The sequence below is a fragment of the Stenotrophomonas sp. 610A2 genome (assembly GCF_030549615.1).
Taxonomy (GTDB): domain Bacteria; phylum Pseudomonadota; class Gammaproteobacteria; order Xanthomonadales; family Xanthomonadaceae; genus Stenotrophomonas; species Stenotrophomonas pigmentata.
The window spans coordinates 2,407,291-2,429,768 of the sequence record NZ_CP130832.1 but is presented as its reverse complement, the minus strand read 5'-3'; the positions used below and the strand labels follow the sequence as shown (position 1 = coordinate 2,429,768).

17 protein-coding genes are annotated in these 22,478 nt (G+C 60.0%); 9 read left to right on the top strand and 8 right to left on the bottom strand.

Going from position 1 to position 22,478, the window contains the following annotated elements; translation table 11 throughout:
• Positions 1-128: 128 nt before the first annotated feature.
• Positions 129-2,882: a bifunctional diguanylate cyclase/phosphodiesterase gene (locus Q5Z11_RS10905; protein ID WP_303746439.1), complete on the bottom strand. Its 2,754-nt coding sequence runs from the start codon at positions 2,880-2,882 to the stop codon at positions 129-131.
• A gap of 444 nt (positions 2,883-3,326) precedes the next feature.
• On the opposite strand from Q5Z11_RS10905, the gene ligD reads away from it, so the two are divergent.
• From ligD to Q5Z11_RS10865, 8 genes are all read left to right on the top strand, one after another.
• A complete protein-coding gene (gene ligD / locus Q5Z11_RS10900) occupies positions 3,327-5,855 on the top strand; it encodes a DNA ligase D (RefSeq protein WP_303746438.1) in 2,529 nt (842 codons plus the stop codon).
• Between the two features lie 75 nt (positions 5,856-5,930).
• A complete protein-coding gene (locus Q5Z11_RS10895; RefSeq protein WP_303746437.1) occupies positions 5,931-6,122 on the top strand; it encodes a hypothetical protein in 192 nt (63 codons plus the stop codon).
• A gap of 212 nt (positions 6,123-6,334) precedes the next feature.
• On the top strand, positions 6,335-7,600 hold the full coding sequence (locus Q5Z11_RS10890; protein ID WP_303746436.1) for a phospholipase D-like domain-containing protein: 1,266 nt from the start codon (positions 6,335-6,337) through the stop codon (positions 7,598-7,600).
• Positions 7,601-7,947: 347 nt separating this feature from the next.
• Entirely contained in the window at positions 7,948-9,003 is a 1,056-nt protein-coding gene (locus Q5Z11_RS10885; RefSeq protein ID WP_303746435.1) for an SDR family oxidoreductase, read from the top strand.
• A gap of 142 nt (positions 9,004-9,145) precedes the next feature.
• Complete coding sequence (locus Q5Z11_RS10880) at positions 9,146-9,514, top strand: nuclear transport factor 2 family protein (protein ID WP_303746434.1); 369 nt, start codon at positions 9,146-9,148, stop codon at positions 9,512-9,514.
• Positions 9,515-9,591: 77 nt separating this feature from the next.
• A complete protein-coding gene (locus Q5Z11_RS10875) occupies positions 9,592-10,020 on the top strand; it encodes a hypothetical protein (protein ID WP_303746433.1) in 429 nt (142 codons plus the stop codon).
• Between the two features lie 123 nt (positions 10,021-10,143).
• Positions 10,144-10,713 (top strand): TetR/AcrR family transcriptional regulator, encoded by a 570-nt coding sequence (locus tag Q5Z11_RS10870; protein WP_303750015.1) that lies wholly within the window; start codon positions 10,144-10,146, stop codon positions 10,711-10,713.
• A gap of 63 nt (positions 10,714-10,776) precedes the next feature.
• On the top strand, positions 10,777-11,253 hold the full coding sequence (locus tag Q5Z11_RS10865; protein ID WP_303746432.1) for a nuclear transport factor 2 family protein: 477 nt from the start codon (positions 10,777-10,779) through the stop codon (positions 11,251-11,253).
• Positions 11,254-11,731: 478 nt separating this feature from the next.
• Here Q5Z11_RS10865 and Q5Z11_RS10860 read toward each other — a convergent pair whose 3' ends face one another.
• The 3 genes from Q5Z11_RS10860 to Q5Z11_RS10850 form a co-directional block, all read right to left on the bottom strand.
• Positions 11,732-12,277: an AAA family ATPase gene (locus Q5Z11_RS10860; RefSeq protein WP_303746431.1), complete on the bottom strand. Its 546-nt coding sequence runs from the start codon at positions 12,275-12,277 to the stop codon at positions 11,732-11,734.
• Between the two features lie 100 nt (positions 12,278-12,377).
• On the bottom strand, positions 12,378-13,361 hold the full coding sequence (locus Q5Z11_RS10855) for an alpha/beta hydrolase family protein (RefSeq protein ID WP_303746430.1): 984 nt from the start codon (positions 13,359-13,361) through the stop codon (positions 12,378-12,380).
• 116 nt (positions 13,362-13,477) lie between these two features.
• Positions 13,478-14,302 (bottom strand): AraC family transcriptional regulator, encoded by an 825-nt coding sequence (locus Q5Z11_RS10850; RefSeq protein ID WP_303746429.1) that lies wholly within the window; start codon positions 14,300-14,302, stop codon positions 13,478-13,480.
• Positions 14,303-14,577: 275 nt separating this feature from the next.
• On the opposite strand from Q5Z11_RS10850, the gene Q5Z11_RS10845 reads away from it, so the two are divergent.
• Complete coding sequence (locus tag Q5Z11_RS10845; RefSeq protein ID WP_303746428.1) at positions 14,578-15,102, top strand: hypothetical protein; 525 nt, start codon at positions 14,578-14,580, stop codon at positions 15,100-15,102.
• Positions 15,103-16,309: 1,207 nt separating this feature from the next.
• Here Q5Z11_RS10845 and Q5Z11_RS10840 read toward each other — a convergent pair.
• From Q5Z11_RS10840 to Q5Z11_RS10825, 4 genes are read right to left on the bottom strand one after another with little or no spacing between them, the layout of a single operon-like run.
• A complete protein-coding gene (locus Q5Z11_RS10840) occupies positions 16,310-17,830 on the bottom strand; it encodes a hypothetical protein (RefSeq protein ID WP_303746427.1) in 1,521 nt (506 codons plus the stop codon).
• Positions 17,827-18,813: a hypothetical protein gene (locus tag Q5Z11_RS10835; protein ID WP_303746426.1), complete on the bottom strand. Its 987-nt coding sequence runs from the start codon at positions 18,811-18,813 to the stop codon at positions 17,827-17,829. Before Q5Z11_RS10835 ends, Q5Z11_RS10840 begins: the two co-directional genes overlap by 4 nt.
• Before the next feature lie 54 nt (positions 18,814-18,867).
• Entirely contained in the window at positions 18,868-20,715 is a 1,848-nt protein-coding gene (locus Q5Z11_RS10830; RefSeq protein ID WP_303746425.1) for a hypothetical protein, read from the bottom strand.
• Positions 20,712-21,470 carry a hypothetical protein gene (locus Q5Z11_RS10825; RefSeq protein WP_303746424.1) on the bottom strand — a complete coding sequence of 253 codons (759 nt, stop codon included), beginning with the start codon at positions 21,468-21,470 and terminating at the stop codon, positions 20,712-20,714. Before Q5Z11_RS10825 ends, Q5Z11_RS10830 begins: the two co-directional genes overlap by 4 nt.
• Positions 21,471-22,478 lie beyond the last annotated feature (1,008 nt).

The window sequence follows — 22,478 nt, the reverse complement described above, 5'->3', positions numbered from 1 at the left end:
TGATGCTGGCTCCGTTCGGGTCTGGCAGCATGATGCCAAGTGCGGAGTTAAGTGCCCGTCCCCGACCGCCCCCGTTTTACCAAGACTTCTTCACAAGTCGCCGCTGCTCACGAAGGAGAGGGCAAAGGCTAACGCTGGAACTTCACCCGTTCAGGCAGGTGCAGGCCAAAGCCTTGGGCGTAGTCCACACCCAGGGAACGGGCTGCCTCGCACAGATGCTCGGAACTCACCCCTTCGGCCACAACCTTGAGGCCGCGCTGGTGACCTATCTTTGTGATGGCGCTGATGATGGTGTGGCTGATCGGATCTGTATCCAGATCAACAATGAAGCTGCGGTCGATCTTGATCAGGTCCAAGGGAAGGTTCTTGAGATAACCGAAAGACGACATGCCAGCGCCAAAGTCATCGAGGGCGATACTGCAGCCAGCACAACGCAGACGTTCGACGATGCTCGCCACCTTGTCCAGGTTGCGAACCGCGACGGTCTCGGTGACCTCAAAGCAAAGCTGCTGTGGCGCTACCCCGTGTTCTGCGATGCAGCCAAGAATGAAGTCGGCCAAGCCGTCGTCTTCGACGCTGGCGCCTGACAGATTGATCGCACAGCTGCCAAGTGCCTGCGCGGTGACGTGGAGGTTATTGAAGTTTGACAGGGCTGTCCGGATCACCCAGCGGTCAATCGCGGGCATCAAGCCATAGCGCTCGGCGGCAGGTAAAAATGCGCCCGGCAGCACAATGTTGCCATCCTCATCACGCAGGCGCAGCAGCAGCTCGATGTGGGTAGCCGTGTCCGCGCCGGTAAGAGAGATGACTTCCTGGTAGTCAAGCAGCAGACGGTCCTGCTCCATCGCCCAGCGCAGCCGGTTCACCCATTCCATCTCTCCCTGGCGCCGGCTGGTCTCATCGTCCTCGCGATACAGATGGACGCGATTGCGCCCGTTCTCCTTGGCCAGGTAGCAGGCCGTGTCTGCCCAAGCCAACAGATCCTTCAGGGTGGGCAACTGCTGGTCGATCATCACCACGCCGATGCTGCAGCTGACTGTATAGCTGCGCTCCTGCCACGCGAACAGGAGCGTCTCGATGCTGGCGCGGATCTGTTCCGCCAGTTCCAATGCCCCAGCGGCATCTGCGTGGAAGGTCAGCAACCCGAATTCATCCCCTCCCAGCCGCGCCAGGACGTCACCGCTGCGCAGCTGTTGACGCATGATCAAGGCGAGTTGTTCCAACAGCTGGTCGCCCGCCATATGCCCGGACACGTCATTTATCAGCTTGAACTGGTCAAGGTCGATGTACAGCAACGCCCATATCCCGTTGCGCGCTGTTGTGGGCCTCTCCCTTAGTACCTCTTGCAGACGCCGCTCGAACTCACGGCGGTTGTAGAGGCCGGTCAGCGCATCGTGTGCGGCTTGGTAGCTAAGGCGATCGGTCAGCTCGCGCTGTTCGGAGTTATCGGTTGCGACCAGCAGCAAATGCGAGGTTCCATCCACATCCACCTCGGCAATGGACGCATCTGCCCAGAAACGGGTGCCATCTGCCCCTCGCAGCTCCGCCTCAAGCCGGTTCCAGCCGCTACGGATATCCGCCGGATCACGAGACCGAGCCTGCAGCTGCTGATCAAGAAACAGCGAAGACAACTGCAAGCCAGTGGGGTCACCCAAGCGCTTGCGCGCTGCCTGGTTGGCGTACACGATCTTCCAGTCGCGAGCATCCACCAGCAGCACCAGTGCCGGCAGTAGTTCATTCAGGGCGCGAAAACGCAGCTCGCTCTCGCGGTAACGGGAACTCATCTGCGCACCCAAGGCCAGTGCCTTGCGTCTGGTTACCGCCAGCGACCACAACAATGCCGATAGCAGCAGGCTGATGATGGTCCCGGCGATGATGATGGTGTCCAGCCGGCCGAGAGCGAAGGGCTGCGGGCGGGGTTGCATCTCCAGGTGCCAGCGCCTGCCACCAAAATCCAGTTGACGGTGCTGCACGGGCAGCCCGGCAGCAGCTACAGTGCCTGAATCATAGAAGGGCTCGGCGTGCAGATCCGTATCGCGGATCCTTACCCGGAAGCCATCCAGGATGGGCGGTTCCAACGCGCTTTCAATCAGTGGCTGCAAGCGGATGCCGATGGCCAGCGCGCCGATCTCCCGAGCCTGCCGCTCGCTTGCCGAGGCCGGCGTTGGCCCATTGGAATACACCGGTAAGCGAAGCGTAACGCCCAGCGGGCTTTGTCCTGGAGACGCGTGCTGGCGCAGGGTAAACGGGGCAGAAACAGTGACGGTATCGGTATCCCTGGCACGTAGCAGGGCAGCCAGGTTGGCCGGCTGGGTGACCATGTCAAAGCCCAACAAGCTGGTATTGCTTTGGTACGGGGACACAAACTCATAGCGGTAAGCCGCGTTCTCGGTTTGCGGTCGTTCCACCTGCGTGCGTCGCGCAAAGGCGATGGATGTGTAGGCCTCGCTACCATCGTGCAAACGCGCGTAGTACTGACTGAAGCCGGCTTGATCCATCCGGTCGTTGGCCAGGAAGACGGTCTGCATGGCACGCAGGATGGATGCTGCGTGTTCGAGCGGTACCTGCAGTTGTGCAACGCTGGTGTCAGCCAACGCTCTGCGCGCGTCTGCCGCCCGATGCTGCAGGTCCGACCATTCGCGATACGCGATGATCGCCGTGCAGGTCAGGCCGAACAACAGGCCCGTAACCGCCCAGGCGAGCGGCGGGAAACTGCCACCACGAGCGGGGAAGGCTTGCGCGGGTTCTTCGTGCTCTGGCTGGATTAAGTTCACTTGCCGGTTCGGCTCCTGCGCAATGTCGTGCCATGAGGAATATGCAGCCTGCCAGTCCACTGGCCAGCCGAAAACAGCCAAAACAACGCGAAAGCTACCTGGTGCCACTCCGGGTACCTCCGGGCCGAGTATGGATATCGGCATGGGCCGGATGATCTTGATGGAGTGGCGGATTCGTTTGCGACCAAGCCGGCGGCGCGAGAACCGGGAACAAGGTAGCGCAATTCAGCTGTCAGTCCGTCATCGTGCAGACACCCGATTTCACGCAACCGTAGCCACTCCTAGACTCGACGATGACATTGAAGGCGTAGATTACCAATCAAAATATCCATGAACCGATGTGGATCCGACACCATCCGGAGCCCCCATGGACGATGACGAGGACAAGCGGGGACCAGCAGCTGGAGACGGGCCCGCCCCAATCAAGTTGATGGGGGCAAGTCAGGGCGCAACGCATCGGGTTACTGCCTCGTGCAATTGTGCGCGTTCGTCAAGCAGCTGCTCCCCAGTGCTGCTGCAGTGCAGCGTCGTCTGTGCCGGTTGGACGCCAATATGAGTCTGGCCGACTACCGCCGCAAACGCCGCTTCGAACAAACGCGGGAACCTGAACCAGGCAAGCAGTTGCCCAAAGGGCGGCGTTCGATATTCGTCGTGCAACTCCATCACGCGAGTCGCCGCCATTATGATTTTCGCCTGCAGGTCGGGGGCACGCTGAAGAGCTGGGCAGTGCCGAAGGGGCCGAGCTACGATCCCTTTGTGAAACGGATGGCGGTAGAGGTGGAAGATCACCCGATCGCCTATGCGGACTTCGAGGGAGAAATCGCCAAAGGGCAATATGGCGGCGGGCATGTGGCGCAGTTCGACCACGGCATCTGGACAACCGAAGGCGACCCGGAGATGCAGCTGGCCAAAGGGCATCTGCGGTTCGAATTGTTCGGCAACAAGCTGAAAGGCGGCTGGCATCTGGTGCGCTCGGGCAAGCCTGCACGCCAACCGCAATGGTTGCTGTTCAAGGATCGCGACGCGTTTGCGGGTGTGCTGGAAGCCGATGACCTGCTGGCTGATGTCACCCCAGCGCCGGAGATCGACAAACAACGTGCCGGCCGCGGCAAGGCCACAAAGAAGCAGCTTGTGACCGTGCCAGTGAAGTCTGGTCGTCGCAAGGATTGGTCGAAACGCGCCTTGTCCCTGAAAGGTGCTCGCAAGAGCAGGGCGCCGCCAGGACCTTTCCAACCGCAACTGGCAAAGCTGGGTCAGAGCCCGCCCGAGGGAGAGGAGTGGCTGCACGAAATAAAATGGGATGGTTATCGGATCCTCGTCACGGTTGCAGCCGGCGAGGTACGTCTTTGGTCACGCAATGCCCTGGAATGGACGGATCGATTGCCCGAGATCCGAGAGGCGTTGGAAGGGCTGCGGCTTGACTCGGCATCGCTGGACGGTGAGCTCATTGCAGGAAGCGGGGCACAAGAGGATTTCAATCTGCTGCAGGCGATCCTTTCAGGAGAGCGGCAGGGCCGACTTACGCTGGTGCTGTTCGATGTGCTGCAGCTGCAGGGCGTAGATGTCGCCAACGCGCCGCTGATTGAACGCAAGGCGCTGCTGCAGGACCTGCTGAAGGGTGCATCGCCCCAACTGGCTTTCAGCGCGCATGTAGACACGGACGGCGAGACCGCGTTCCGGGTGGCCGCAGACCAGCACTTTGAAGGGGTTATATCCAAGCGCTTGGACCGGCCCTATCACCCTGGGCGCAACGACGACTGGCGCAAGACCAAGCAACTGGCGTCGGATGAGTTCGCAGTGGTGGGATTCACCGCGCCGAAGGGCGGGCGCTCAGGCTTTGGCTCCCTGCTGTTGGCGAGCCCGGATGCCCGCCATGGCTGGCGCTATGCAGGCAGGGTAGGCACGGGTTTCGACGACGCAATGTTGAAGCAGCTGACGCACAGACTCCGTGGAGGTGGCAGCAAACCGACGGTCCATGTCGGGACTACCGAGACCGACCTGCGCACGGCCAAGTGGTTTGCTCCCCGTTTCGTGGTCGAGGTCTTCTACCGTGGAATAGGAGGGCAGACCTTACTGCGGCAGCCCTCGCTCAAGGCCCTGCGGCTGGACAAGAACGTGGACGATCTCCTCAACAGCGATGACTCGCTCATGTCTCAACGGAAAACGGCTGCGGCCAAGCGCAGCAAGCCTGCGACCAAGGCTTCGAACACCGTGCTGCCTGCACTCTCCAGCCCCGGCAAGCGGCTGTTCCCCGCCGATAACATCAGCAAGCAGGACGTGTGGAACTACTACCTGGCAATTGCCGATCATCTGCTGCCGGAAATTGTCGGGCGCCCCTTGTCGGTGATCCGCTGCCCGGCTGGCATAGAGCGCCAGTGCTTCTTCCAGAAGCATATGACTGCCGGTATCGAGCGGGTATCCACCGTCAGGCTCAAGGAAGAGTCGGGGTCACGGGCCGATTATCTGGTAGTCGATGATCTTGCTGGTTTGATGGAGCTGGTCCAGTTCAACGCCTTGGAATTCCATCCCTGGGGAGCGAAGGCTGATACGCCGGATATCGCAGACAGAGTGGTGTTCGACCTGGATCCAGGGCCCGATGTGCCATTCGCGGAAGTGAAACGCGCTGCGATGGATATACGCAAGCTGTTGGTTGCCATTGAGCTGGAATCCTTCCTGCGCGTATCCGGTGGCAAAGGCCTGCATGTGGTGGTGCCGCTTGCACCTGGGTGTGATTGGGAGCTGACGAAGCGCTTCGCACACGGCTTCGCCGATGCATTGGCCCAGTCACAGCCGGATCGGTTCCTGGCCACCGCCACCAAGAGCCGCCGAAATCGCCGTATCTTCATCGACTACCTACGCAACGGACGAGGTGCGACCGCGGTCGCGTCCTACTCGATGCGGGCACGTCCCGGCGCGCCGGTGGCGTTGCCACTGGCATGGAGCGAACTGTCGAAGCTTCACAGGGCCGATGCGTTCACCATCAAGGACGTGCCAATGAAGCTGAAGCGGCGCAGGAAGGATCCATGGTCAGGAATGGATTCGCTCAAACAGAACCTCTCGCGCTGGGCCAGCGACACATAGTCGCCGGCCCCTATCCCAGAGGAACTACAGCCGAAGCACGCGAAAGCGGGAATCAACCCAATCGAGGAAATCACGATGACGAACAACAAGCCAGCCGCAGGACGCAAAGAGGAAAAGGCGCGCACCGACGCAACCCCAGGCACGGATTCAACACGCGAACAGGACAGCAAGGAACAGACCGACCAGAAAAAGCAGGAGGAGAAGCTGCGAGAGTCCAACCAGATCGACAAGGGGCCCTCGGCATGCAACCCAAGCGGGCGTCGCTGATCGCAACAGCGCGCCTGATGGATGCTTTCGTGGCCGCCGGTCAATTCAGCGTCGATGAAACATCGGGGAATCCGAAGCTTTGCGGTACGGCCATCAGCACCGAGATGGTTCATCCTCGATCGGCTTCACGGAAGGCTGACTCGGCCTGAAGTTAGCTTGTTTACCTCTCAAGTGGGCTACTCCTCATGGCAAAGCAATGGAGTCGCAAACGAATGCTCTGGACGATCCTGATCACCGCCATGGTCACGTTGCTGGCAGCCGTGATAGCGATGAACTTCAAGACGTCGGACAAGAAGCTTGAGCGTAGGATCGAGCACCTCTACGCTGCGAATTCACCGCAGTTCCGCAGGGAGATGGCGGTACTTCTCGGGCCCGGAATGGTGCCAGGAAATCGCGTGACCGGACTGCAGAACGGTGACGCGATATTCCCCGCCATGCTGGAGGCCATCCATTCGGCACAGAAGACGATCACCTTTGAAACCTACATCTATTGGTCGGGGCAGATTGGCCAGGAATTTGCAGATGCGCTTGCCGAGCGCGCCCGTGCAGGTGTGAAAGTAAAAGTAATGGTGGACTGGATGGGCAGCTTGAAGATGGACCGCAGCCTGATTGATCAGATACGAAATGCCGGCGCCGAGGTGCATCAATACCGTCCACTCAAGTGGTACAACCTGGGACGCCTCAACAACCGGACCCATCGGAAGCTACTGGTCATCGATGGCCGTGTTGGGTTTACCGGTGGAGTAGGAGTAGCCGACCAATGGAATGGGCATGCCCAGGACAGCGCGCACTGGCGCGACATGCACTTCAAGATCGAGGGGCCGGTCGTGGCGCAGGTGCAGGCCGCGTTCAACGACAACTGGATCAAGACCACCGGTGAAGTGCTCAATGGCGAGGACTACTTCCCCCAGATCACGCCAGTCGGCGCGATGGATGCCCACTTGTTTGTGGCATCACCGTCTGGCGGAAGCGAAAGCATGCATCTGATGTACCTGATGGCCATTGCAGCAGCAGAGCACAGCATCGACCTGCAGGCTGCGTATTTCGTGCCCGACGATTTGATCATCAAGGCGCTGATCACTGCACGACAGCGCGGAGTGCGGGTTCGCGTTACCGTGCCTGGGAAGCACATTGACTCCGAGACCGTTCGCTTGGCCTCGAAAGCGCATTGGGGGGAATTATTGCTGGCTGGTGTTGAGATCTACGAATACCAGCCAACAATGATGCACAACAAGCTGCTGATCGTGGATGGGATAATGAGCTCCGTGGGTTCCACGAACTTCGACGTTCGCAGTTTCCGGCTCAACGATGAAGCGAGCCTCAATGTCTACGACGCAGCGTTCGCTGCACGGATGACCGAGGTATTCGAGGCCGACCTGAAACCGACAATCAGGTACACCCATGCGATGTGGGAGCAGCGACCATTGAAGGAGAGGCTGATCGAGAAGTTCATTCTTCCGATCAAGTCGCAGCTGTGACCAAGAGAACTTCAGTGAGCTTTCTTCACATTGCATGACTGCTGACTAACGTTGGCATGCTCAAGGTAGGTACTGCGATACCGCCATCGCGCCGTTACATGAGGTGAGCTGTGAGCACTCCCACGCCAACCGACCCGAATTCACCCCGCGAACCTGGAAGTCCCGATCCAATGCGGGATCCTCGTAATCCTGATCGCCCGAACCCTGACTTGCCTGGCAACGACAATCCCGATTTGCCCCCCGTGGATCCGGAGAGAGAACCGCCAGTACCCGATCAACCCGACAACGACGGCGCAAGGTGAACCCCATTCCGGGACGCTTGCCCAAGTCGCCTAGAAGGTCGAATCATGTCTGAATCCAGGAAATCCGCTGCCAAATCAACCACAAGAAGAACGCCCAAGAAGAACCCTGCGAAGCCCGCAACGACACGCGATGAGGGTGAAAACGCCCAGAGTACAGTGGCGAGGCAGCGGAAACTTCAGAGCAGGGCGAACAAGCTGGACGCCACTGCCGGCAAGCCAGACAAACCGGCGCCGGTACAGGCGGGTACTCGCCAGCAACCAAGCCGTATGCCTGCCCAGAGCATTCGCAAACCCGGCGCGGAAGGTGAACTTGATCTCGCCCCGCGCTACATGGCGCCCGATTATGTGGGCAGCGGCAAGTTGCGCGGCCTGCGCGCAATCATCACCGGTGGCGACTCAGGCATTGGCAGGGCAGTGGCGGTTCTTTTTGCGCGAGAGGGTGCGGATGTCGCCGTCTTGTATCTCAATGAACACAAGGATGCGAAGCTGACCTGCAGCAAAGTAGAGGAGGAGGGCACACGAAGCCTGGCCATCAGCGGCGACGTGCGTGATCCTTCCTTCTGCAACAAGGCAGTGAAGAAAGTCGCCAAGGCGTTCGGTGGAGTCGACATTCTGGTCAACAATGCCGCGTTCCAGCTGCATTGCCATCGCCTGGAGGATCTTGCGGATGAGCATCTGCAGGAGACGCTGCAGACCAACATCGCTGGATACATCCAAATGGCACGGGCAGTACTGCCCTTCATGGAAGAGGGTAGCAGCATCATCAATACCGGCTCGGAAACCGGGATATTCGGCAGCCCGTCGCTGATCGACTATTCCGCGACAAAGGGCGCGATTCACGCTTTCACCAAGGCATTGGCAACCCAGCTTCTGTCGCGCGGAATCCGCGTGAACTGTATTGCCCCAGGCCCGGTGTGGACGCCGCTGAACCCTGCAGATAAAGCAGCGGAGGATGTCGCCGAGTTTGGTGCTGACAGTGACATGAAGCGACCGGCTCAACCTGAGGAGCTGTCACCGGCATACGTGTTTCTGGCCTCTCCTGTTACCGCCAGCTACATCAATGGCGTCGTTCTTCCCGTGATGGGTGGGCCGCACGGATGAGGGATCTTTCGGTATACCCTGTCTCAGGGAAGCGATACAAATTCAGGTTGTCAGTGCTGTTGATCGAGACAGTCGGTCGGATCCAGCTTGATCGGCCCAGCTTGGCGCAGCCCTTCGAACGCTACCGAGAGAACTGACGCTCATGCAGATTCAGAAGTACGAAGAGCGACTTCGAGTTGCCATGCTGCAAAGTGATGTCGCTGCACTGGACGAACTGATTGATGATGATCTGCTGTTCGTCGGACCTGGAGGCGAGATCTTCACGAAGCAAGATGATCTCCAGCTGCATCGCTCGGGCACCCAGCGATTGTCTCAAGCCGACTGGTTGGCTGTCGAAGTGCGTCACTATGGTGCGGTTTGCATCACTGTCGTGACTGCGCAGCTCTCTGGCACGTTCCTGGCCGAGCCTTTCTCGGGCCGATTCCGCTACGTCCGCACCTGGGCAGAACGTGAGGGCATCTGGCGTGTTGTTGCAGGTAGTGTGTCCGTGATTACTGCCGAGAGCTCGTAACATGAGCCGTAGTGCAGCATCCTGCTGCAGCTGATCGCTATCATTGACTACTTCGTTAGTAGTACGAGCAGGACGTCGTGAAGAGCGCATTGGTGATATTGCTGGGATTGGGGGCGGTGATGGCGGCGGTTGCGCAACTCAACGGCCCGCAACGGTTGCGGGCTGCCCGTCAGGAAACGTTCGAGCGGCTGCGGTTTCCGTCGCGCGATGGTGCTGCCTTCACCGGTGCTGAGGTACGGGTGGTGAAACAGCTGCAAGGACGGTTCGATGGTATGCAGCAACCGGGTCCGCGCTGGATGGCACAGGCCTCAGACGACGCATTCTGGTACTGCGTAGGGCCCGGGCCGAGTTGGTATCTGGCGATTCCGATCTCAAGACGTAATGGCTTCCAATGGGATGTCGACTGGGTGGTACGCCCTCTGGATGAGGGTCGCATGCGTGCTGCGCTGAACGGCGACGCCGAAGCTTTGCGGTTGGCCTTTGGCGAGCAGACCGCACGGGGATGAGCGCGAATTGAGCACGATGCGTGTGCAGATTGGAGCATGTCCGTTCCTGGCTTGAAGCGGGCACGGGCTCGCGTTGCGCATCGGCTGGTTGACGATGGAGAACGATCGTTCTACCATGCCGCCATGGACAACACGACGACCGACACCAAGCAGAAGATCCTGGAGACGGCTGAGGCGCTGATCTATCAGAACGGGATACATGCCACCGGCATGGACCTTCTGGTAAAGACCTCGGGCGTGGCGCGGAAAAGCATCTATCGCCATTTCGAGAACAAGGATGACGTTGCTGCTGCTGCGTTGAACGCACGTGACGTTCGTTGGCTGGCCTGGTTCCAGCAGGAATGTGACAAGGGCGATGGCCCCGAGGCGCGCATCCTTCGCATGTTCACCGTACTCAAAGGATGGTTCGAGTCGGAAGGTTACCGCGGGTGTGCATTCATCAACACGGCTGGCGAGGTCGGGAATCCAGACGATCCCATTCGCAGTATCGCCAGGCATCACAAGCAGAAGTTGCTCGATTACACGCTTGAACTTACCGGGCAGTTGGGTATCGAGGAGCCGGACGCACTGGCGCGCCAGCTGCTGGTTCTGATGGAAGGCGCGATCACCGTATCGCGCGTGATGGGTGATCACAACGCCGCAGATGACGCCAGGGATGTCGCGCAGTTGTTGCTGAAACAGGCCCTGCGCTAGCGGCCTGACGCTCCACCGCAATTTGAAACCAACGATGTATCCACTTTGATTGGAGGCTTTGCCATGTCCAACGCTCAAGCTCGCCCGCCGCTTCCCCCCTTCACCCGCGAATCGGCCATCGAAAAAGTCCGACTTGCCGAAGACGGTTGGAACTCTCGTGATGCGGACAAGGTTTCACTTGCCTACTCGCTCGACACCCAGTGGCGGAACCGCGCCGAGTTCACCCAGGGCCGTGAAGAAGCCCGACAGTTCCTGGCCCGCAAGTGGAAGAGGGAGCTTGAGTACCGCTTGATCAAGGAGCTGTGGGCGGTTACCGAGAACCGTATTGCAGTGCGCTACGCCTATGAATGGCGCGACGACTCAGGCAATTGGTATCGCTCGTATGGAAACGAGAACTGGGAATTTGCTGCCGATGGCCTGATGGAACGCCGTTTCTCGTGCATCAACGACATGCCGATCAAGGAAAGCGACCGGAAGTTCCATTGGCCGCTGGGGCGTCGCCCCGATGATCACCCGGGACTATCTGATCTGGGCATGTAAGCGCGGCCACCGGAGCGATATGAAAGCCCTCTTCAGTGGCTCTACTGATATCGGCACCCAGAACCACTGCGAGAGTGGCTGCCCCAATCAGAGCGGACCCGCACCGAGGCGAGCTTTCTCACCCTGGCGCTGGCTCTGCACAGTGCTCGCTCAGCACGTCGCTACCAATGGAAGCATCGACTGCCGCAACAAAGCAGTGTGGCGGCACCAACGCCAGCAGATGGGCGCCGCGGTCCACCATGTGGAAAGTGCCGGCCCCCGAGCTGCCAAGCGTGGACGCGTACTCTTTGGCGCCAGCGCCTGCAGTTTTCGGGTCCATGGTCCCCTGCAGGATGAGTGTGCGCCGCAGGGTGTCCAGGGTCTTTCCGAACCAAGCATCACGCGTCTAACGCGGAACGCTGCCATTCATGAGTAGGCCGGGGACGTTGCTACTTCCGAATAGAAGCCGAGCATCAGCTCAGACGTCCGCTACTGGCCGTTAGCGGACCACTGTGTGTTGGAGAACAAACGCTACTCGTTCCTCGACCGACACTTGAGGAACAATCCGCATGCCATAGCCTCTGTCGGTATAAGCAGCGACGGTGGGCTCGAAAGATCGCGATGCCCTTGCGAAGTCGGCCGTCCGCCAGCGGTCCTGAACGTAAATTTCCGGCCACGGCTGCACGACGAACACGGTATCCGCGTATCGGCGTTGATCCAGCCAAGCCTCGAACTCCGGTTTGATCTCAAGGTTGAGAAGGCGCATGTGCTCCAGACACTCTGGAAGCGCCCGGTCGAAGAACACGGGCGGGGTCAGCAGCTGGGCGGCATCGTAGGCCCGAATGCTTCGCTCAAGCACTTCCTCCATGAATGCCTGCAGGTTGGCTTTCGCTAAGGGGGAAGCGCTGCGCTGCTCCTGTTCCTGCAGGACAGAGAGAGCGCTCTCGGGCATCACTGAGTAGCCGAGCTCGCCCAGCGCACGTACCAGGGTCGACTTCCCGCCCCCTGAAGCGCCTGTAATCACATGGAAGTTTCTGCCAGTCAATGCGAGCTATCCGCGCGACGTAGTGCACGCATTCTATACGTTGCTGGATGACCGCTTCTGGCTTCGAGCGGACATCGCCAAGCGGCTCTCCTAGGTGCACCTACCGAAGGGCTGAATCAAACAGCGACTTGGCAAGCTGTATTGCTGCCTGATGCGTAGCCTGCTTGTCGGCCTTTACCTCGCACAGCTTTCCTACCCGCTCACGGCCCAGTTCCGTGCAGTCGGCAAGGAAGTCGTAGTGACCTACCAAAGGGATTACCTGAAGTCGCGTTTTGTCATTCGCCTCGGCAATGACCTTGCTGTTACTGGCGGGCGAGGCAATCGCGTCGGACTCGCCCACAACCACCGACAACGGAACCTCCAACTGTGCGAGCTCACCCGGTACGAATGCCTGCACAATCGCCGGTGCCATCAGGAACACAGCGCGAACGTTGGGAATGCGGCGATCCTCCGCCGACCTGGCTACCCAAGGTGCCAGCTCCGGCGTAGCAGCCGCCGCCATCCTTCGCTCAAGGGTCATTTCCGGATTCTCAGCCTGGGGCATGCATACCCCGTCCTTAGGCGATGCGTTGCAGAAGGCGGCCAACCGGGTCATGTCCGGCCGCGCGCCAGCAGCCACCAATGCGGTGAACCCACCGGCCGAATATCCCACCAGCCCCAGCCGGCCCGCATCTACATGCGGAGCCAGCACGGGGTCAGCCTGCACCGCAGCCAATGCCACAGCGAGGTCATCGGCCCGGTTCCACACCAGAATACTTCCGGCTTCGGTCATCGCGTCCACACCGTTGTTGCCGGGATGGTCTACCGCGACCACTACATACCCTGATTGCGCCAGGGCGGTGCCGAACCAGCCCATCATGCGGGCACTGCCGCCGTTGCCGTGTGACAGCAGCAGTACGGGCCAGCGGCCCGGCGCAACGGGGGCATCGACGGCAGAAGACCCCGCCACGAACAGCGGTGCACCCGGCGGTCCGATCTCCAGCGGCTGTTGTTTTACGCCTGGCTGCGCCGGATACCACACGTTGTAGCGCACTTGGTCGCTTTGCCCGGCATCGCGGATTGCTGCGCTGGGCGTGTGGGCCACACCATGGGTTTCGCCAACAGCGGGGGAGGGTGCAGCCGCCCATGACAGCGGTGCGAACAGACAGCTCAGCAGGAAGAATGTGTAGGGCACTACTCGCACGAATGGATCTCCTTGGATCAACTCAGGTCGGACAGCGGCAGCCAGATCTCCACCCCGCCGTTTCCGGTGCGGTCGTCGAAGCGGGCGTCATAGCGTTCAAAGTCGGGTGCGTCGGCGAGGCTCAGGCCAGAGCGGGGCAGGTAGTCGTTCAACAGCCAGTACCAAGTGGAGCGGATGGTCGAGATGTGGCCCGCATGCCACGCCACCAGATAGTCCCCGGCCGGAATGGAAACGGCATGCCACGGCGAAGGCACGGCAGCGCTCGCACCGATCTCCATGCCGGCGATGTAGTCGAAGGCACCCTCGCCATCGCGGTTGCAGCAGACCCCGAAGGCAATGTCCTTGCCGAGCTCCCGTGTCAGCGCCAACTGCTGCCATTGCGAGGGAATGGACGCCACCGTAGCGGCGGTGTGGCGAGCGCGGATGCCCGCCACACGCAGCGGGCCCTGCCGGCGACGTACCGGCTCCACCTCGCAGGGCAGGGGCGGGGCGTCGAGCTTGATGGCCTCAAGCAGCGCGAGGCCGTGCAGACCGTTCCGGCGAACCTGTTCCGGGGGCAGCTTGAACTGCTCGGTGAAGGCATTGGTAAACGCAGCATGCGAGGCGTAGCCTGCGGCCAGGGCGACATCCAGGATGGGCTCGCTGCCAGCAGCCAGGGACCGTGCCGCCTCGGTCAGTCGACGCACACGAAGGTAGCGCGCCATCGAGGTCCCGGTAGTGACCTGGAACAGGCGGGAGAGGTGGAACGGCGAGAGTTCGACCGCCTCGGCGATCTGGGCCAGCGAGGGGTTCTCGGCAAAATGGCTTTCGATGTACCACAAGGCCTTGCGTGCCGCACCCATGACGCCTGTTCCGTACCAGTGACTGGGTGGGAGCGTAACGTAGGGCGGGGGAGGGCGTTTGCGGGATCTTGCTGTTGCTGCGCGGTGTGGGTGAGCAGCGCGAATTACATGATTAACAGCACTACGTCCTCGCATGCCTTTCATGCTGGCTCAGTGGTCAGCAGGCTTTACCAGGGCAACGGGGCCGTCAACCTGCAAACATATGGGTTTGGCTACAGTATAAACACTTCTGCCATGCTAACTAATTATGTCATTGGCTACCTGTACTTTGGAGCTTGGCAGATGAACATAACTGGCGCATCAAAGATAAGCTCAGGGCAGCTCAGGAAGTTGAAATGAAAACTCTTTCAGTTGGATTTGCAATGATCGCAGTTTTAGCTGTAGCTTTTTGGGCTTGTTCTCCGGCAACGTTCGAAGCGCGGCATGAAACATTCATGCCATTGGCACCCAGCGAGTTTCGCAACGTTCGTGCTGAGGCCATATCACTTGAGCAAGCCGTCGGCCGCGATGGCATTGAGCTAATAGCAGGTGACTCTTCATCCCAGTCGCTTCAGTTCAATTGCAAAGGAGTTCCGGTGTTAACGTTAATAAATGGATCGGAGTATCTATCTATCCTTACGTATTTTGCAGCTGATCAACGCGCTCCTCGCGTCAATGAGTTTCGCGAACATTTGCGCGACCGACTCACTCCAACTGAGAACAGAAATAACCAAAGCCAGCCAGTCAAGCCAAGTGGGATCGATATTTTTCTATTGAAGTATCGAGACGGAATCGACATTGGTAGAACATGCCAGCGATAGTGGCGTTCGCCACCATGCGCGTTGATAGCCATTTCTGGCTGGGTGCAGCTGCGTTTGGATCTGCGTGTGCCCAGGACGCGCCGGGCCTTCTACGGCTTCTACATTGCCCACATCGGCCTGTTGGCACTATTTACGTGATTCGTCACTAAATTTAGCCAGCCATCTATTTGTATGATTTTGGCTCATGTCCAGCAGGGAGCCGGGATGTACAGGGGATTCTTGTAGCTAGTCTGCTGGCGCTGTCTGGCAGCGCGGGTGCCCAACGGGTCTACAAGTGCGTCGAGCGTAGAAAGCCGGATTCTTACCAGTCCCATCCTTGCGCGAACGGTCCAGCAGTCAAGACTTGGGAGGCTGTACCGGATTAAGACAACCCGTATGTACGGGCTCGGCTTGCCCAGATGGATCCTGAAGTTGCTGCAGCACAGCTGCCCGAACGTTGCTTCTGTTGGCGGAGGCGGTGGTGGTCGCGCTACAGGAGCGACGATCCGCACTACGGGTTCGAGCTACGCTTGCGAGAGTGCCAAGCGGCAACGAGATGTTGTCTACAACGCAGCAGGCACTAGGCGCTCTTTTGCTCTTTCCAGTGCCTATGACAACGCCGTCCATAACGCTTGCAAATAGGGCGCGCAGAGGTGTTGCCCCTGCGTTGACGCCGTTACCTAGCCCGCGTTCCGAAGTGGCGTTCCCGCGACCAACGACTGCTGACGCACTTTTCGTGCAGCGTTCCGTTTACGTGTCGCGTCGCGTAAATCGGAGGCATCAGCACGCCAAAGCAGGCCCCGCAGCCGGCGCTCTGGGATACCTTCGCCGGACGGTGCCACCAGGTCGTGGCCAGCCAGTCGCCAACCAGCCCAAGGGCCGTGGAGCTCGACGTGGTTCTCAATAACGTGCCGGTGGTGCGCAGACGCACACGCATTTGGGCATTGTTCGCCACTCGGCCAGCATGGTGGCTTACGGTCGATGTTGTAGCTGCCGCTCATGGCTCAATTTCTCCCGAATCCTTAGGAGGTGGGCAGCGCAGATCCGAGTGCTTTCAGTAACTGATTGATTTTCCGACCCCGCGGTGTGCCAGTGCACATTTCTTTCTGCGCTGGTCGCTGCACAGTCGCGGACTCCCTCTTGCCAGCTACGCATTGTTGTGGGGCCTCGCATCCGGCCTACCATGGTCGGATGCACACCTTTCCGGGCGCTGCAGTCTAGAGGGGGCTTACTTCCGCCGGCGCCTCCCAGAGCGGCTGCGGCGCTGCTTCGCCTGATTCGCGGATTCCAGCACAGCCGCTTCCCCGCGGCTGGCACACGACAGGGACATCCAGGCCACGCGGATACTGGATAGCCGGCCGCTGTCTTTGCGCAGCAAGGCCCAGGGTTGCCGCAAACGCGGGCTCAGACGAGGCTGGCTGTAGAGTTCCGGCACGTGAACCGCGAGTGTTGAGCGGAGACCCTCAGCATATCCACGGGCCAAGACCTGCCCGCAGCTGCGCATGAGCAAGTCGAACTCCTGATGACTCGCTTGGGCATGGAAGTCAAAAAGGCTCCGTCCTTCGAGCGCGGCATCCACCAGCCCGGCCACCAAGCGGTAGGTACAAGGATGAACGCACAGCAGGTTGAGGAACTGCCGATTGCCTATATAGCTTGGCGGCAACATCGACACTTCACCGGAGAACCGGCGACTGGCCGGAGCGAACGATTCGGGAGCCTCGATACCGATTCCGGCCAGAAACAAGCTCATTTCACGATCGGTCAGCGATTTTGCTGGCAGCCGCAGCGCGAGATTCGCTGCGACAGCTGACATTATCGGCTTGAGCCTCTTAGGCGTAGTCAGAAATCCTGGCCGGTCGCTTCGAACCTGTTCAAGTTCGCATAGGCCATCGCGATCGGGCAACGGGGCGCGCTCGGAACGCATTAGGGTTCGAACATGCACTATGGGGAAAGAGTACGGCAGGCGACGAGGGGCACTGACACGTGGGTTGGTAACCGCGCGAATACGCCTGCGCCAATGGCCGGGCAGTTCGACCAGCGCTGCTAGTGCAGGCCTCGGGTTGTCCACGAGGTCCGGAATTACTAACGAGGAATGCGAGCGCTCCTTGGCAGCCCAATGCAGGTACTGGTCAGTAAACAGCTTGGCGCCTTCAGGTGCGGTAGCGCGCAAGATCAAGTCTGCATCCAGTGGGCTCTGGCCGCATGTGCATTCTAGGTTCGCACCGGCCACCCAGTCTGCCTTTACCGCGACTGGCATGCCGCAGTGCTGGCAGTCATCCCGTAGTGCGACGTCATGCCAGGCGCAACGGTGGACCCATGGCAGCTGATGCAAAAGGGTGTGGTAACCCCCGAGCAGGCATTCCGGACAATAGCGGAAGGTCCAGCCGGTCGCCAGTAGGGAGGAGGGTGCCTTGAAGGGAAACCAAGTTGACATGTTCCATTCTGCGGGAACCGTCGGCAATCGCAGCGATCGGGCAACGGCGATCTGGCGGGCCTCCGAGAAGGTCATAACGGCCGATAAGTCGTCGGCCCGGCGGACCCGAATGCCCATCAGGCTAGTCAACTCATTCGGTGCCATAAGGTTAAGGCGGACAATCTTCGCGAGCGTTCCGAACCCCGAAGCGGCCGGGATCCCAGACTGATCGCTGCCAGCGAATGGGGAGGTCAAAACCTCCGCGTAGGGCGAGAGTTCGCTACGCGGGCGGGTACCGCGGAGTTCGATGTAAGAGCCGGGAATCGCAATGCTCATGCTGAGATCCCCTCGTAGCCTGGCTCGATCTCCAGATATGCGACTCGAAACAGCACTTCGCGCACCTGAGCCTCGGTAAGCTCGAGGAAGTTCGAGTCTTCCATCGCGATACGCACCAGCACCGTATAGACGAACTTCTCGAAGGTCAGCATCGGCCAGCTCGTGGCGGGTGGTAGCCCCGCTTCAGAGCGCACCTCATTCATGACCTTACGGATCATGTCGATCTGACTGCCCAGCCGCCAGCCTTTAGCCCAGGCTTTGGGCGCGCAGTGCTGAGTGAACGTGACGCCGGAACCCTCCGGCCAAGTGAGCTCCTTGTCGTATTCTAGGAACGCCAGAGCAACATCTGACATTGTCTGATGCGGCCGATCAGCCGACGGGACGTCCCACAGCAGTCCCGTGTAGCGGTGCGAGTTGATGAAGTAGCGGCCGAAGATGTGGCGGGGCGGTCGAGCGTCGGTATCGCCGCGGCCGAGCCGTCCGGCATCGCTCTGATTAATGAAAAGGTAGAACACGCGCGTGGTCTTTTCGAACTCGTTGCCAATCGACATTGCGTGTTCATACTCCTCCGAAGTGAAGCGGTTGGCCTCGTTGAAGACAAGGGCGATCATGTCGGCGCTGCGCTTAACGCGCTGTTCGTTGAGTGTGCGCACCACGCGTGCGAGCAACATATTGCTGCTTGCGCTTGCGGCGACGGACTGCCCCATCTGCGTGAGTAGGGAGGTCATGAAGTACCCCTCAGTGGGCTTTTGTGGCTTGCTGTACGTGAACTCGGTCATATACATCGAGAACGGGCGCCAGGTATCTGTCTGTACGAGCTGGCGCCCACCAAAGGTCTTGCCTACGCGGCCGTGGCCTTCGATCCAGAGGGCGTCGCAACCCATCTCAATGCTTGCTCGGGTAGCCCCGGCGAGACGCTCGCCGGGACGGGTGAAGATCAGGGGGCGCTTGTAGCGAAGAATCGGGTGGACTTCAGAGGTCATTGCAGAAGACTCCGTGCGGACGAAGGGTCGCGGCTGAAACAAGGCCGCGAGTGATCAGCGACGGCGCAGCGAGACGGCGCCACCACGAGGGGCGAAACCTTCTAGCGTGCGTGCCGCACCGCTGGGGGCAGGATCAGGGGGGATCTTCGGTTTGGGGACGCGTCCCGAAGCAATGTCATCAGCCGCCCAGCGTAGGTGGCGGGCCGAATCGCGCACCTCGGCGTGGAACGCGTCGATCAGGTCTGCGATACCGTTCCAGCGCTGCCCACGACTCATGCGCCATCGATGCGCTCGCCGCCGCTCATCGAGCGAATGCGCGGTCAGCGCGTATGGTGGGAGCGTCTTTAGTTCCAGATACGGCTGTCCCTTTGCGTCGAGCAGCTGCAGAAAGCGCGCGTCCTCGGCGATGTAGCCGTTGAAAGTCTTACCGATCAAATCCGGGCGTGTGTTGAGCTTCTCGCTACGGTAGGTCCCATAGCCATAGTTCACGTGGGGCAGTTCTCCATTCCCGCCCCGGATCGTCACGCGGATCCGGAACCGGCCCAAATCCCGCACATCCTCTGCTGTCCGGCTAGATCGAAGCGGCATGCCGCCGTTGGAAAGGTACGTTTCGATCACCTCGCGCGGGCTGCGGCCCTGGAGGCCCTCATGGGCGGTGACGTTGTAGGTCGAGAAAACGATGTCCAACATATCCTCGACGAGGTGTAGGAAGATGGGGTGCGCCTTGCTGTTCTGCAACGACACCCGCTGCTCTTCGCGCACTTTGGTCTCTGGCTCAAAGCCGCCAGCCAAGTGACGCAGTACCTGCACTTCGATTGACTTGAAGAACGCCTCGATATGCGGCCGGGTCTCTGGGATTCCAGCGTGGCCGAAGCGGTAGACACCCAGACGGACCTGCGCGAGCGCCCTTTTTGCGTGCTTGGCCAGATGGCTGCTGTAGTTGTCTACCGAGATGCGGAGGCCGCGTGGGGTTGGGCCATCGATCGCGTTAGGCATCCATGCGTTGGGTAAATACTGCATCTGCCGCCCGGTCAAATCTTTCGGGCGCCACGGCATCAGAGCACGCCTGATGGTCCTCAGAAAGTCGAACTGCGAATAGGCCGCGTCGACGATTACCGTCCAGCCCATGCAGGCCCGCGAGGCCACGTCGATTTCAGCCAACAGCATCAGTCCGGACACTCGCGTCAAACGATGCGTGCCGTCCGAGAGCGGGACCGCGCACCACTGTTCTTTGAGATCGATGTAGTGGCCGTCGATCTGGGTCTCGTCGAATGGCTCAGGAATCGAGAGCTCGGCCCACTTCTTCAGCGCCGGATCGACGACGAACCTCATTGCAAGTTCGGCGGTGCGGGAGCGTATACGCTTGATGTAGGTAACCAAAGCACGCCGACCGCCGTCACGAGTGTTACGTGGGTAGTCGTCATCGCCTCGACCGGCTCGGCGCAGGATCCGGTTTACCTCGTCGTACAGACGATTGAATGCGGGGCTCGTCTGGCGACGCGAGGGGAGAGGCCCCTTGAACTTGATGAGCGCAGCCTTGAGCTCGGGGAGGGAATCCACCAGACGCGTCATGCCGTAGGCATGCTTGAGTACGGGTGCGTCCTTGTTGCGCGGCTTGGGATCAACGAGCCGCACCTGCGGTAGGCAGACCGCAAATCCATGCACACCGCCGCTAGGCGCCGGCTCATTGGCGAACTCAAGCATGCGCTTGCAGGTCTTTCGGTGTATCCCGTAGAGTGTGGAGACGCGCTTGATCGGCTCGCCTTCAATCAGGGCGACGAGAGCATTGACGCGGTTGTCGATAGATTTTCGAGTCGCATCATCAATATCCACCATTGCCGCGGTATCCGGGCGCGGTAACGCGAGAAGCCGTGCGACATCTTCTTCGGTTAGGTAGCTCATGCCGGTGATCTCCGCGAAACGAGCGTGTTGCGCCCTAAGCGCACGGCGCGATCGAAATCAACGAGCCCCAGACAGATCAGCTCACACGTGACGGCCTGCACATCGCATGGGTGGAAAGGTGCGAGCGCGGTCTCAAGCTGGTCGATGCGCGAGCGCTCGACCTTATTCAGGTGTTCCAAGATCCGACTGCGCAGCGCCAGACGGTTGCCCAAATTCTGAGCCAGCTGGGCAAACCCCAGAAGACGCATGTGCTGACTTACCGCGCCGCCCTCCAGGCGTACGTCATGCTCGGTCACGAAGCGAAGGCGCACGTTCTGCTCACGGGCAACCGCCTCGATGCGCTCAGCTTCGCGTGGTCGCAAGGTCCCCCCGGCCCCTTGCACGCAGGCACCGTCAGCAACGATCAGCAGGAACTCAGCAAAGCCTGTTGCATGCAGGACCCAGAAGTCGAGCTCGACTTGGCTGTCGCAGGAGTTGAGCATGCACGGGCGCTCTGTGTAAGCCTGCACGCGTGGATCTGTCTCGAGCGCAAGTGCCACCGCGATGGAGGCGAGTCCGTCAACCTCAACGACGCGGCTTTCCTTGATGGACTGGTAGCCGTAGATGTCGCGGTTCTCGAACTCGCGACGCTTGTAGATGCGCGGTTCAAAGGGCCGCTCACCCGGCACATGGAGTGACGCGCCAGCGTCGAGAAACGCGCGTAACGTGCCGGTTTTGCCACTGCGACTTGCTGGAGACATGGAAATGTAGGGCATGAGGACTCCTACGGCGGCGGCCGTACGGTCGCCATCGCGTATGGGTGGTGGTTTCGAGGCGCGAACCAGCGTCGGGCCGATCGATCAGGCGGCGGAGGGCACGCATGGGCAACTAGCCCGCGAGGCGGATTGTTGGGCGTGCAGATCGTTTGTGCGCCGTCAGCTCGGCGCAGTAGGGATGCGGGTCGGCATCAGAAGCTCCCAGTCGGTGCCTGTCTTTCTTCAGGCAGCAGTTGACGGTGACCCAAAATTCGAAGAAGCTGAGCGTCGCAACACGTCTCATGCTATCTCGCGGGCCCTTCCGACAGGGCCCGCCTTCGTTTTCAGGATCGGAGGTTTATCTTGTACGGGCAGAGAGATCTGTCTGGGTGAGTCTGGTCCTCGGATAGAGTGTCCGTCGAAGCTCACTTACTGTGGCATTCTCGAAAGCGATTGGCCTGCCTACAATTGGGGTACGCGGGCTCGGCGCCCTATGCCTCCTATCGGTGCCCGCTTCATCGAAAGCTCCATATCGCCTTTCAGTGCTTCTCTCGGGATACTGTGAAGCTTCCCAGCTGCATCCTGGCTCCCTCTTGTTCTGAGGAGATGGGCACGCTAGGTGCGTAGGCGTCTTGGGAAAGACGACCTCTCGCCGGCCAGGCTGACAGCATCTTTTCTGATTTTCCCGGAACCTAACGTCACTAAAGCTATTGCGCAAGTGCCTGTTTTTGCGCTGATTAGCTGGGTACTTGGACGTATGGTTGGTATTTAAATTGATGCAATGTTGGCCTTAAAACAGAGCCCGCTAGACTATTTATTTCAATGCTATGGTTGGGTTAATGCAGGCTATCGCTTTGACTAGATAGACGTGCGCCATGCAACATGAAAGGGGCTTGGTGGAGCGAAGATCGACGGCGTCGAGCTGATCGTTCATCTGGGCCAGGGATTGATGTTCTCGCTCCCTGGCAAAGCAATGATGTTGCTGGCGAGTTTGATTTTCCGAGCTTTGTTTCATAGTCAGCAGCCACA